General features: G+C 67.2%; 13 protein-coding genes. 4 read left to right on the forward strand and 9 right to left on the reverse strand.

Translation table 11 applies throughout. From position 1 onward, the window contains the following. Positions 1-3 precede the first annotated feature (3 nt). Genes OQ789_RS07650 through OQ789_RS07660 form a run of 3 tightly spaced genes read right to left on the reverse strand, consistent with a single transcriptional unit; the run spans position 4 to position 2848 of the window. Positions 4-1251 (reverse strand): amidohydrolase family protein, encoded by a 1248-nt coding sequence (locus OQ789_RS07650; RefSeq protein WP_324684646.1) that lies wholly within the window; start codon positions 1249-1251, stop codon positions 4-6. Continuing rightward, positions 1248-1583, reverse strand: a complete 336-nt coding sequence (locus tag OQ789_RS07655) for a hypothetical protein (protein ID WP_324684647.1) — start codon at positions 1581-1583, stop codon at positions 1248-1250. Before OQ789_RS07655 ends, OQ789_RS07650 begins: the two co-directional genes overlap by 4 nt. Next, the gene (locus OQ789_RS07660) at positions 1580-2848 is read right to left on the reverse strand and encodes an aromatic ring-hydroxylating dioxygenase subunit alpha (protein ID WP_324684698.1); all 1269 of its coding nucleotides are present in this window, start codon (positions 2846-2848) and stop codon (positions 1580-1582) included. The genes OQ789_RS07655 and OQ789_RS07660 overlap by 4 nt, the downstream gene beginning before the upstream one ends. Positions 2849-3032: 184 nt before the next feature. On the opposite strand from OQ789_RS07660, the gene OQ789_RS07665 reads away from it, so the two are divergent. Continuing rightward, the gene (locus tag OQ789_RS07665; protein ID WP_324684648.1) at positions 3033-4436 is read left to right on the forward strand and encodes an aldehyde dehydrogenase; all 1404 of its coding nucleotides are present in this window, start codon (positions 3033-3035) and stop codon (positions 4434-4436) included. A gap of 4 nt (positions 4437-4440) precedes the next feature. Here the strand turns inward: OQ789_RS07665 and OQ789_RS07670 are convergent, their stop codons facing one another. After that, on the reverse strand, positions 4441-4635 hold the full coding sequence (locus tag OQ789_RS07670) for a long chain fatty acid-CoA synthetase Faa4p (protein WP_324684700.1): 195 nt from the start codon (positions 4633-4635) through the stop codon (positions 4441-4443). Between the two features lie 268 nt (positions 4636-4903). Here OQ789_RS07670 and OQ789_RS07675 point away from each other — a divergent pair, with 268 nt between their 5' ends. Then, positions 4904-5119: a hypothetical protein gene (locus tag OQ789_RS07675; RefSeq protein WP_324684649.1), complete on the forward strand. Its 216-nt coding sequence runs from the start codon at positions 4904-4906 to the stop codon at positions 5117-5119. Between the two features lie 22 nt (positions 5120-5141). Here OQ789_RS07675 and OQ789_RS07680 read toward each other — a convergent pair whose 3' ends face one another. From OQ789_RS07680 to OQ789_RS07700, 5 genes are all read right to left on the reverse strand, one after another. Next, positions 5142-7304: a hypothetical protein gene (locus OQ789_RS07680; protein ID WP_324684650.1), complete on the reverse strand. Its 2163-nt coding sequence runs from the start codon at positions 7302-7304 to the stop codon at positions 5142-5144. A gap of 53 nt (positions 7305-7357) precedes the next feature. Then, positions 7358-8575: an FAD/NAD(P)-binding oxidoreductase gene (locus OQ789_RS07685; protein ID WP_324684652.1), complete on the reverse strand. Its 1218-nt coding sequence runs from the start codon at positions 8573-8575 to the stop codon at positions 7358-7360. A 4-nt stretch (positions 8576-8579) separates the two neighbouring features. Further along, positions 8580-8768, reverse strand: a complete 189-nt coding sequence (locus OQ789_RS07690) for a ferredoxin (RefSeq protein ID WP_324684653.1) — start codon at positions 8766-8768, stop codon at positions 8580-8582. Further along, a complete protein-coding gene (locus OQ789_RS07695) occupies positions 8765-9679 on the reverse strand; it encodes a metal-dependent hydrolase (protein WP_324684654.1) in 915 nt (304 codons plus the stop codon). The genes OQ789_RS07690 and OQ789_RS07695 overlap by 4 nt, the downstream gene beginning before the upstream one ends. 228 nt (positions 9680-9907) lie before the next feature. Further along, positions 9908-10543: a vWA domain-containing protein gene (locus tag OQ789_RS07700; protein WP_324684655.1), complete on the reverse strand. Its 636-nt coding sequence runs from the start codon at positions 10541-10543 to the stop codon at positions 9908-9910. Between the two features lie 191 nt (positions 10544-10734). Between OQ789_RS07700 and OQ789_RS07705 the strand changes: the two genes are divergently transcribed. Together OQ789_RS07705 and OQ789_RS07710 are read left to right on the forward strand one after the other, a co-directional pair. After that, positions 10735-11409, forward strand: a complete 675-nt coding sequence (locus OQ789_RS07705; RefSeq protein ID WP_324684657.1) for an NUDIX hydrolase — start codon at positions 10735-10737, stop codon at positions 11407-11409. A gap of 165 nt (positions 11410-11574) precedes the next feature. Continuing rightward, a partial coding sequence (locus OQ789_RS07710) for a helix-turn-helix domain-containing protein (RefSeq protein WP_324684702.1) occupies positions 11575-11700 on the forward strand: 126 nt, incomplete at its 3' end.

An 11700-nucleotide genomic window follows, 5' to 3' on the forward strand; every position in this document is an offset into this window, starting at 1 on the left:
CCGTCACGCCGCGGGCGTCTTGTAGGCCTGCCCGCTCTTCATCACGAAGCGGACGTCGAGGGTCGCGGCGATGTCCTCGAAAGGATCGCCCGCAACGGCGATGATGTCGGCCAGGTAGCCGGGGGCCAGCCTGCCCAACTCGTGGCCCGCCTCGATCAGCTCGGCGGCCACCACGGTGGCCGCGCGGATCGCCTGCGCGGGAGTCATGCCCCGTTCCACCAGCGCGCCGAGCTCCTTGGCGTTCTGGCCATGCGGGATGGCCGGCGCATCGGTGCCACACGCGATCCGCACGCCGGCGTCGATTGCCTTGGGCAGCATCGACTTTGCGCGTGGGAACACCTCGAGCGCCTTCTTGCGCAACTCGGGCGCGATGCGGTCTATGGCCATGGCGTCGGTCAGATACGTGGTCGACACCAGGAACGTGCCGTGGTCGACCATCATCTGGATGGTCTCGTCACTGGCCAGGAAGCCGTGTTCGATGCAGTCGATGCCGGCGCGGATGCACGCCTGAATCGCGCTGTCGCCCACGGCGTGCGCGGCCACCCGGACTCCGGCCCGGTGGGCCTCGTCGGCGATCGCGGCGAACTCGGCGTCGGAGTACTGCTGCGCGCCGGGTGCGGTGCTGTGTGACATCACCCCACCCGAGGCGGATACCTTGATCAGCTTGGCGCCGTGCCGAATTTGGTAACGCACGCAGGCGATCACGTCGGGGACGCCATTGGCGATACCCTCGGCCACCGACAGCGGCATGATCCCGGGGGCCAACCGCTGGAAGACCGTCGGGTCGAGGTGTCGGCCGTAGGGGGTGACGGCGTGGCCGGCGGGATACACGCGCGGGCCGGCGTGCCAGCCTTGGTCGATGGCGCGCTGCAGCGCCACGTCGAGCAGGTATCCCCCGGTCTTGACCATCAGCCCGAGGTTGCGCACCGTGGTGAACCCCGCCGCCAAAGTGTCGCGCGCGTTGACCGCGCCGCGCAGCGTGCGATACGCGGGGTCGTCCTGCACTCCGTGCATGGGCGCCGGTAGCCCCTCGGGGCCGCCGGGCCCGCCGATGAGCAGGTTGAGTTCCATGTCCATCAGTCCCGGGAGCAGGGTCACGTCGCCCAGGTCGACGACGGCGGCCGAATCCGGAAGTGGCTCTTGGGGATTGATCGCGGTGATGCGTTCGCCCTCGATCACCACTACCGCCGGCGAATGGATCTGGCCGGTCACGACGTCGGCCCAGCGCGCCGCGCGCAGCACCGACGTCATGGCACGGGCTCGGACACGCAGTCCAGTGTCGAGGCGCCCGAGTCGGGGACGCGGGGCTGTTTCCAGCACTCCACCGGGAACGACACCATGATCATCGAATAAAGCAGGTGCATCAGGTTCTGCACGTCCTCGGGCAGGTCGTCGAGAGAGAACTTGTCGCAGAACGCCAAAGCGTCTTCGGCCCGCGCCGTGATCGCGTCGTAGAAGGCCTTCATCTGCGTCATGGAACTGGCCAGCCTCTTGGCGTAGCGCTCGGGTTCGCTGGGCAGACACCAATCGGAGAACGGTTCGAGGTCGGCGAACTCGGGGGGCAGCATCGGCATCGCGCTCACACCCCCGCCGTCGAGGCCCGGCGATAGTCGTTGATCCAGGCCGAGGTCTCCTTGTGCAGGTGCCGCAGCAGGATCTCCTGGTCGTTGAGCACGAACGTGTCGATCACCCGCGATTCGAGCATCGTCTGGGTGGCCTCCAGCGTGTTGGCGTCCTGCAACCCGTATTCCTTGAACGACACCGCGGCCAGCTCCTGGGCCACCCGCTCGCGCGGGGTGCGCGGCGCCGGGAAGTACAGCGTGCCTTCGAACAGGTGGCTGTTATAGGACGTCGGCCAGTAGTGGTAGGTCAGATACCAGCCCTGGCCCCAGAACAGCATGACGAAGTTGGGGAACAGCTGGAACGAATCCAGCCCCCAGGGATCACATTTCGCGGGATTGAGTCCGGCGGGCATGGGTCCCAGATCGGGCTTGTCCCGGGGCCCGAACAGGCCGCTCTGGCAGATGTCCTCGATCGGCTTGCGCATCTCGTCGGCCATCTCCCAGGCCCGCACGCCCGAGGTGCTGACCAGCCGGTGCGGCCCGTCGAGCCGGTAGTGCGGGGCCTCAAAACCCGCCTCGGCGGCCGCTTTTGAATACGCGGTCGGCGACTGGTTCGCATGCAACACGGGCGCGTGGTAGAACTCCTGGAACGCATCCATGTAGAGCTTCCAGTTCGCCTTGACTTCCGGGCGGTAATACCAGCGGGACGTCATCCGGTCGAAGGGGTAGCCCTCCAGCTCGGTGATCATGGGCCCCAAGAACTCTCGCAACGACTGCTCTGGTTTCTTCGCGAAGTTGACGAAGATGAAGCCTTCCCACACGTCGCAGTGCACCGGCACCAGGCCGTAGCGGCTCTTGTCGAGGTCGAAGAACTCCTCCTCCTGCTGCACGAAGGTGAGGTTGCCGTCCAGGTCATATCGCCAGGCGTGGTACTTGCAGGTGAACTGGCGGCACACGCCGCGGGTCTCCTCCTGGGGCATGTCGTTCCACACCAGCTTGTTGCCGCGGTGCCGGCACACGTTGTGGTAGGCCTTGATGTCGCCAGATGTCGTGCGCACCAAGATGATCGAGGTGTTGACGACTTTCAGCTCCCGGGTGAGGTAACTGCCCTTGCGCGGAAGCTGTTCAGCCCGACCGACATTGAGCCAGGCGCGTTTGAAGATGGCCTCGCGTTCCAGCTCGTAGATTTCGGGGCTGATGGAGTCCTCGTAGGACACCGGGCCGGTGCCCAGTTCGGGGTAATGCTCGGTCCAGCTGCCCTCCGGCGGTTTGGGGAATCGAGCCATCATCGCTCCTTGTGCAGTCCGATCTCGCCGGCGTCGTGGGCGCCCGGCCGCTCACCGCAGCGTTGGCTGCGCGAAATGACCACCTGCGCACCGGTTTCGCCGGTCCCTGAGAGCTACGTCACGGCCGACGGTATATCCTCTACCCGTCATTAGCAAGTAGTTGATACTCGCCCGGGAGGCGCGGATGGACCACGGCGTCGTGCAAGTCATCTCACCCCACAGCGGGGAACCCATCGCCGAGGTCGGCGCGGCGGGCCCCGACGACGTCGACACCGCGCTCGCCGCCGCGCGCGCGGCACTGGCCTCGGGCCCGTGGGGCCGCAGCGGGCCGTCGGACCGGATCGCCGCCGTCCGGCGCCTGGCCGACATCTACGACCGGCGCCGCGCCGAGATGGCCGACACCATCACCGCCGAGATCGGCGCCCCGATCAGCTTCGCCCGGCGCGCCCAGGTAGGGCTGCCCGCATTCATGATCCGCGCGTTCTGCGACCTGGCCGAGCGACACCGGTGGCAGGAGGCCAGGCCCGGGTTCTTCGGCAGCGACGTGCTGGTCCGCAAGGAGCCCGTCGGTGTGGTCGCGGCGGTCGTGCCCTGGAACATGCCGCAGTTCCTGATCGTCACCAAACTGGTGCCCGCCCTGCTGGCCGGCTGCGCCGTGGTGCTCAAGCCCGCGCCCGAAAGCCCCTTGGACGCCCTGCTTTTGGGCGAGATGCTGGACGAAGCCGGCCTGCCCCCGGGGGTGGTCAGCGTGCTGCCCGGCGACGCCGCGCTCGGCGCCTGCCTGGTTTCCCACCGCGGGGTGGACAAGGTGTCGTTCACCGGCTCCACCACGGCGGGGCGGGCGGTCGCGGCGGCCTGCGCCGCCAACCTCACCAAGGTCAGCCTCGAGCTCGGCGGCAAGTCGGCGGCGCTGGTCCTCGACGACGCGGCGCCGGACCGGGTCGCGGCCGGGGTGCGTTCGGCCAGCCTGTCCAACAGCGGGCAGATCTGCAACGCGCTGACCCGCGTGCTGGTGCCTCAAGCGCGGCACGACGACTATGTCGATGCGCTCGCGGCCGAGATGAGCGGCCTTCGCGTGGGCGACCCCGGCGACCCCGAGACCCAGCTCGGTCCCCTGGTATCGCGCCGAGCGCAGGAGCGCGTTCGCGACTACATCAGGATCGGTCAGGACGAGGGCGCCCGGCTGATCGTCGGCGGCACCGACATGCCCGACGGCCTCGACCGCGGCTGGTACGTGCGGCCCACCCTATTCGCGGCCGCCGACAACGCCATGCGCATCGCGCGCGAAGAGATTTTCGGCCCCGTCATCACGGTCATCCCCTATCGCGACGAGGAACAGGCGGTCCAGATCGCCAACGATTCGGACTACGGCCTGGCCGGATCGGTCTGGGGCAACGACACCGACCGGGCTTTGGCGCTGGCCACCCGGATCCACACCGGCACCGTCGGCATCAACCAGGGCTACACCATGGATCCGTTCGCGCCCTTCGGCGGCGTCAAGGCCAGCGGTTACGGCCGGGAGCTCGGGCCCGAGGGGCTCGACGGCTACCTCGAGACCAAGTCAATCGCGGTTGCGCCGGGCGGCTGAGTAACTAGCCGGTCTCGCTGGCGACGAAAACCACGACGTAGCCGATGGGGATCCCGGTCCAGGTCGCGATGCATTCGCGTGCGGCAGGCTCCACGGCGGCCCTGCTGCCGGCCCGGGTGGCCCTGCCGAGCTCGGGTATCCGGATCATCCATCCGTCCACGTCACGAGTGATTTCGATGTCGAAGCACTGGCCGACCATCGGACGCTTCACGCGCGGAGCCGGCCGCTGACGGCGGGCGCTGCGCAACGATTGACGGCGCAGCAGTGTGGGCTGAACAGACATGGCTGCTTTCCTGAGTCGCGAACGAACCGCGGGCAAGAGTAATCCGCATCGAGGCGAAAACCTAATTGCGGTCTCGGGCGGACCAGGGCGCGCCGGCGCGGTCCGACGACTCCCCGCCTTCATGCTGTGATGTAGACCACATCTGGTAGTGGTATGTTGCTGGCGTCACACCAAAGGAGATTTCATGGTTGGCGTGGATCGCTCTCGAAAGGCCGTCATCGCCCCTCGTACCGGCGCGGCCGTCAATTCACACCGTCTGCTCGTCGCCATCCTGACCGTCACGGTGTTCATCTGCGCGGTGGTGGGCGTCATCACGGCCGCGATGATGGGCCAAACCACCGCCGCGCTCCTCATCGCGCTGGTGGCCGGTGGGTGGTTCTCGGCCGCTGCCCTCTGCTGAACCTGACCGGACTCGTCACGGTTCAATCGCGCTCGTCGCTGTCGTTGTCGGCGTCACGGGAGCATCGCGCAAGCCGGCGCCATGCGTCGGCGTCGCCCGGCACCCGCAGGCGGCGTCGTCCGTCGTCGTTGGTCACGACGTCAACAGGCACCTCGTCGCCACCCCCATCGACGACCAGCTGTAACTCCTCCGAGTCGACGAACAACACGGCATCATCGTGCGAGAGCCGCCACGGGTGGCCATCGGTGGGCCACCGGCCGCCGACGCCGCGAATGCTGCCGTCGGCGTCGGTTGCCTCGCCGTCGCTGTCGTCTTCAGCAGTGTCGTCCTCATCAACCACCACACAATCGATGCATAACTTCGCCGGCACCGGACGGAAGTAGACCGCGAGGCGCTGGCGGTTGAGATCCAGGGCGACCGGCATCCCGATTGGGGGCAGCGATGTGCCCTCGGGCTGATCGTTCAGCGATTTCTTGACCTGACGAGAACCGATGCCGGTGCCGAACCAGTCGATGGTCAAAACGGTGGTGATGTACTGCGCGATCGCGAGGGTCAACAGTCCGCCCGCCCCGGCGACTCCCACCCCGGCCGCGCCCGCCACCCAGGTCACCGGCAGCGCGAGCAGTCCGATGACGGCCGCCGCGCCCGCGGCCGTGGCCACTTTTCCGGCCGCGGTCAGGCTGAAGTCCGCGTTGACCTCCGGCTCGGAGTTCTGCGCCGGTCGCACGCCCACGGTCTGCGGTAACCGTTCGAATCGCTCGCTGACTCGCTTGACTTCCGCTTCGTATTCCTCGGCGCCGAGGTCGCCGGCGCGCTTCTGTCGGGCGGCCAGACTCAGCGCGTCTTCGAGGTGCTCGATGGTGTCGACCTTCTCGCGTTGCAGCTCTATGCCTTTCGGGTCGCGGGGGATGTCGCCGAGACCCATTTCGTACACCACTTTGAAGGTGGCCTTGAAGTCGTAGAGCTTGGTGTCAGCGCTCACGGTGCCGTCGACCACCAACCGGCCGTCCTCGGTTCGCGGCACGATGTCGGCGTCGATCGCGTCGAGGCGACGGTCTTGTCCGCCGATGCTGATGGTCTTCGGGCCCGCCAGCGCGCATGGCGCATCGGGGTCGAAGTCGCCCTCGTCGAGATCGAAACTGTTCATCACCGTGTCACGGACCTGCCGCAGGATGCTCCACCCGGTGGCGGCCAAAGCTGCTCTCTCCCTAGGGTTTTCGGCCAGGACGGACGCGGGTAGCTCCTCGCCCGGCGGCAGTTCGCGCAGCGTCCGCAGCTGCACCACCATGGACTCCTCGGTGGTCTCGCCGACCTCGAAGCGCTGCACGACCGCGTCGAGCTCCTTGACCGTGCTGTCGTCTCGGGCCTCGGGGTCGACGTCCACCGGCGACGGCAGCAGCGTTTGAATCCCATTGTCTCCCATCGCCTCAAGCTGCGGCCGGACCGCATCGGCGATCTGGGTGGCGAGCGAGTCGAGCACCCTGGTTCGGGCTTGGTCGTCGGAGAGGCCGGGGTGCTGCAGCTTCTCCAGGTTCACCATCAGCTCCCCGGCGATGCTGTGGGTGATCCAGTGCGCCTCGGCATAGTCGAGTTCCCAGCTGATTCGCGGGTCTTGTCCGCCGAGGACCGTGACCCCGCCCGCACGCCGCTCGATGTGCGGACCGAACAGCCACCCGACGTGGGGGTCCGGCGACGGGGTGGCCACCAGCGCGGGAGCGTCCTGAGCGGTGAAATTCAGGACGATCGTCTGCTTGCCCGGCTCCAGCTGGTGCGGCTCGAGCTGGTCGTGCAGCGTCAAGCGTCCGAACAGCGGAATCTCGTTGTACGCGATCTCGCGGGACTCGCCGGCCCGCGGACCGTCCGGGATCGTGATGGTGGCCGGGGGCAGCGATACCAGCGGGATGCAGGTCACCGAGTCGATGACGATCGTGGACTCGAAGACCGCGAGGTCTATCGCGAAGTGCCGCAGCGGGTCGCGAAGTTCACCGTCGGCTTCCTCCTGCCACAGCCGCCGACGGGCGTCGAGCACGAACCAGACGCGATCCAGGGTGAGGTCGAGGGTGGCCGTCGCGGAGTAGCCGCTGCCGTCGACGGACTGCGTGTACTTGTCGCCGCTGAACATCTCGGCCGTCTGATCCTGCACGCGTTCGCGATGAATCTCGATGATCGTGTCGGGGCGATGCATGTGGATGCTGTACCCAAAAGGGCGCGCCGCGAGTCCCCGGGGGCCCGGCCTCGCTAATCCGGCCGGCCCGGCGGAAACTCGGCACCCTTCTCGAGAGCCTCCCGATAGGCGTGAACCCGGCCCGGGATGGTCCCGAGCACGGCGATGGTGCGACCGCCCCGCCCGTAGGCGGCGACGAACTCCCAGGAGTCGGGTTTGCCTTCGATGATCTGGACGGCATCGTAATCAGTTGGTACACCGAGCATTTGGAGCTTAACATCGTACTGATCGGACCAGAAATACGGGACCGCGTCGAAGTCTTCGGCGTGCCCGGGCCCCGCAAGTAGTGTGCGCGCCGCGGCCTCGCCCTGCCGCGCCGCGTCGTCCCAGTGCTCGGTGCGCAGGTGGCGCTCGTACAGCGGATGCCACCAGCGCGCCACGTCCCCGGCGGCGACCACGTTGCCCTCGCCGGTGTTGCCCTCGGCCGCGCCGGTGGCATCGCAGACCACCCCGTCGTCCAGATGCAGACCCGAGCCGTCCAGCCAGCCGGTGGCGGGGGTAACGCCGAGCCCGACGATGACCACGTCAGCGGGGACCTGCGATCCGTCGGCCAGCCGAACGGCTTGGACCCGGCCGTTGCCGACGAATTCGTCGACACCCACGCCGACGCGCAGGTCCACACCATGTTCGCGATGCAACGTCGCCCAGCACGGCGCCAGCTCCGCGCCCAACGCTTGAACCAGTGGCCCGGAGGCCTTTTCCACCAGCACCACGTCCAGCTGAAGCGACCGGCAGGTCGCGGCCACCTCGCTGCCGATGAAGCCGCCGCCGATCACGACCACACGGGGACGCCCACCGAGCCGCTCTCGAATCGCCAGGCAGTCCTCGACCGTGCGCAGCAGGAGCACCCCGTCGGGGGTCGGGCCGGCCGGCCAGTCGCGCGGTTGCGCGCCGCTGGCGATGACGAGTCCGTCGAAGCCCAGGGACAGGTCCTGCCCGTCGTCGCGCACCGCGACGGTACGGCCGGACAGGTCGAGGCCGACCGCGGATGCCCCTCTGAACACCCGCGCATCCATGTCGAACTGCGGCGCCATGTCGACGCCTGCCCGATGCACCTGGCCGTTGAGCAGCTTCTTCGACAACGGCGGCCGATGGTAGGGCGCCTGGCGTTCCGCCCCCACGATGGTGAGGGCACCGTCGTAGCCCTCCTGTCGCAGCGTCTCGGCGGCGCGGATCCCCGCAACTCCGGCACCAACCACGACGACCTGCTGTAGCTGAGGATTCGCGGGCATCGCGTTACTCCTCGACCACTATCGCGCGGGTGGGGCAGGACACTTCGGCGGCCTTCAACGGTCCGCGCAGCTCGCGGGGCGGTTGGTCCTCGAGCACGTGCAGTCCGTCTTCCCTGACGTCGAAAACCTCGTGGCACAGACTCATGCAGACACCGTTGCCGTCGCAGGTGTCGAGATCGACCGAGACCTTCATCGAACTGCCGCCTTCCCCTCCAGCTGGGCCCGCTCGCGGGCGGCCTTGGCAGCCGGCGAGTTCTTGATGTACTCGACCGCCATCTCGGTCACCGCTTCGGGTCCCGGGTGGTGATGGGGACGCATGTACCTGGCGGGTTGGGTCACCATGAGCTGCCAGGGGCCGGGCAACTTGTACTCGCGCGCCGCCCGCAGCCAGTCTCGCCAGCGCCACTTCTGGTCGATGGTCGGGTCGTGGGACATGAGGTATTTCGCGCCGGCGATCCACCACCCATAGAACAGCGGGGTGGTCATCAACATCGAGAAGGCTCTGATGAAGTAGTTGCCGCACACGTGCTGGTAGACGTCGAACACCAGCGAGCGGTGTTCCACCTCCTCGGCCCCGTGCCAGCGCAGCAGGTCCAGCATCATCGGGTCGGTGTTGGCGTAGTCCAGCCCACGGTTCTGCAGGACCCATTGACCCAACATCGCGGTGTAATGTTCCAGCGCCGCCACGTCGGCCAGCCGCCGATACAACCACCACCGCTTCAGCGCCGGTGGGAAGAATTTCGGCGGGTCACCCAGCGCGACCGACAGCGTCTTGCGGAGTCGCGACGTGTACGGCTTGGTGTCGATGCCCTGCTCGGCCAGATGGTCGAGCACCACCTGGTGCGCCCAGGCGTGCCAGGACTCCTGCTGGATGAACGGCTTGATCGCCGCCTCCAGCTCCGGGTCGTCGACCAGCGACGACGCCTCGAGCACGGCCTTGATGAAGTGCCGCTCGCCCTCGGGTAGCAGCAGATGCAAGACGTTCATCATGTGCGTCGAGAACGGGTCGTCGGGCACCCAGTGCAGCGGCGTCCCGGACCAGTCGAATCGGACCATCCGGCGATAGCGCGGGTGTCCTTCGTGGTGAAGTTGGACCTCAGGCATCAGCAGCTCCTCCCCGCCGACCGACCGGGTCAGTCGGTCGGTGCCCTTTGGTGGACGACAGGTCGCCGGCTCTGCGGGCGCCTGCTTGCGAACAACCGTTCACTGGGCGGCGTACCCACGCGACGGCGCGGTTATGCATACCGCCGGTACCAGGATGCTGAGAATTTCGCCGCTGGGCCCAGGAGCGTGCCGACCACGTCGACGATGGCCGCGGATCCGCGATCGATTTCAACCCCTACTTTTGTGCCGCCTCGCCGACTTGCGGTCCTCGTCGCTGAATGTGGCTGGGGCGCCTCCTCGTACGGCCGACACGTAGCCGCTCGCCATGGAGTAGGCGGCCCTGGCGTTGACCGCGTCGAATGTGAGGGACGACTTTTGCGGGATGCCCACCGATGCGCCTTCCTGGACGGCGTCCATGTTCGCGCCGAGGAAGACGAACTCCCACTGCCACGTGCTGCATTGCCGTTCAACCAGTGCCTTCACCTGGTCGCGCGTCCAGTCCATGCTGCTGTTCTCCATGCCGTCGGTGACGATGCAGACGATCACCTTGCCCGGCCTGTCGGCCTCATCGCGTTTGGCCAGGCGCTCGCCGACTCCGGTGATGAACCGGCCCATGGCGTCCAACAGCGCCGTGGCGCCTCGCGGCACCAGTGTGTACGGCGGCGCTTCTTTGATCGGCCGGAGCGGCCAGACCAGCTCGTACTCGGTGTCGAATTGGGCCAGGGTGATTTCGGCATCACCCGGTTCTTCGGCCTGGCTCTCGACGAAGGTGTTCAATCCACCTTCCCAGTCGTCGCGGCACTGGGCCATCGAGCCGCTGCGGTCCACGAGCACCGCGATCAAGGTCAGGTCTGCGTTCGTCATATCTGGCCACCCACTTTCAACAGGATTTTGCGCACTTTTGCGCTAATTACTCAAGTGTACGCAGGAGGTCCGACAAAGATGGACGGCTTCACGTCGGCCGGCACGCTCGACCGTCACCCGCGGAGCCCACGAGTACTGATATTGCGTAGGATCGCGCTAAATATGGGGTCAACGTATACCGAGGCACCGACATGAATGATCGGCCGTGGCGCGATGACCACGGACACACTCTCGCCGATTACGTGCGCCCGTCGGTCGCCGTCGACACTGCAGTGCTGTCCCTGGATCGCGACGTCGGGCTGGTGGTGTTGGAGGTGCGCCGGGCAACCGGACGTGGCTGGGCGCTGCCGGGCACCTTCCTGCACGAGGGTGAGACGCTTGCCGACGCGGTCGATCGGTCGCTGCGCGAAAAGGCGAACGTCCGCGGCCTCCATCCTCGCCAGCTGCACGTGTTCGACGATCCGCATCGCGATGAGCGCGGCTGGGTGCTGGCCGTCGCGCACGTCGAAGTGGTTCGGCTGGATCGGCTTGCGTCGCGCTTCGCCGGAGCCACCAGGCTCATGCCCGCATCGGCACCCGGACGCCTCCCCTACGACCACGACGGCATCATCGCCCGTGCCGTCGATGACCTGCGGTCCCGCTACCGGGTGTATCCCGACCCCGACCGGCTGCTCGGCGACGAATTCACGATGCGCGAGTTGCGACTGGCGCACGAAGCGGTTGCCGGCGCTGCGCTTCAACGCGATGCATTCCGGCGCACGATGGAGCCCCATCTCGTCGCGACCGAAAGGATGGTTACCGGGCTCAGGGGCCGTCCCGCCGAATTGTTTCGCCGAACCAAGGCCAAGACGTCAACGCGCCGCTGAACAGCGGTGATATCGGTGGAGCTAAGGGTGGAGCTAAGGGTGTGTGGAGCTAAGGGTGGAGCTAAGGGTGTGTGAGTTCACGACATAGGTGACAGATGAGTCGCGTCATGGGTTACACCTGCGAAGGGCTTCGATGAGTCGCGTCATAGGTGACAGTCATGGCTCATGTCCAAGGCGCGTGTGGTTGTCCTCGAAGTTGTCAGTGGCCACCTTTCTGTCACCCAGGCAGCACGGGTTTATGGCCTGTCTCGCCAGCACATCTACCGGTTACTGGCCCGCTATCGCCAGGGC

Source organism: Mycobacterium sp. 94-17, assembly GCF_035617725.1.
Classification (GTDB): Bacteria; Actinomycetota; Actinomycetes; order Mycobacteriales; family Mycobacteriaceae; genus Mycobacterium.

Excerpts from the sequence above, each read along its gene's own strand:
- OQ789_RS07650 (WP_324684646.1), bottom strand. The coding sequence starts at position 1,251 with ATGACGTCGGTGCTGCGCGCGGCGCGCTGGGCCGACGTCGTGACCGGC.
- OQ789_RS07660 (WP_324684698.1), bottom strand. The coding sequence starts at position 2,848 with ATGGCTCGATTCCCCAAACCGCCGGAGGGCAGCTGGACCGAGCATTAC.
- OQ789_RS07665 (WP_324684648.1), top strand. The coding sequence starts at position 3,033 with ATGGACCACGGCGTCGTGCAAGTCATCTCACCCCACAGCGGGGAACCC.
- OQ789_RS07670 (WP_324684700.1), bottom strand. The coding sequence starts at position 4,635 with ATGGTCGGCCAGTGCTTCGACATCGAAATCACTCGTGACGTGGACGGA.
- OQ789_RS07675 (WP_324684649.1), top strand. The coding sequence starts at position 4,904 with ATGGTTGGCGTGGATCGCTCTCGAAAGGCCGTCATCGCCCCTCGTACC.
- OQ789_RS07680 (WP_324684650.1), bottom strand. The coding sequence starts at position 7,304 with ATGCATCGCCCCGACACGATCATCGAGATTCATCGCGAACGCGTGCAG.
- OQ789_RS07685 (WP_324684652.1), bottom strand. The coding sequence starts at position 8,575 with ATGCCCGCGAATCCTCAGCTACAGCAGGTCGTCGTGGTTGGTGCCGGA.
- OQ789_RS07690 (WP_324684653.1), bottom strand. The coding sequence starts at position 8,768 with ATGAAGGTCTCGGTCGATCTCGACACCTGCGACGGCAACGGTGTCTGC.
- OQ789_RS07695 (WP_324684654.1), bottom strand. The coding sequence starts at position 9,679 with ATGCCTGAGGTCCAACTTCACCACGAAGGACACCCGCGCTATCGCCGG.
- OQ789_RS07700 (WP_324684655.1), bottom strand. The coding sequence starts at position 10,543 with ATGACGAACGCAGACCTGACCTTGATCGCGGTGCTCGTGGACCGCAGC.
- OQ789_RS07705 (WP_324684657.1), top strand. The coding sequence starts at position 10,735 with ATGAATGATCGGCCGTGGCGCGATGACCACGGACACACTCTCGCCGAT.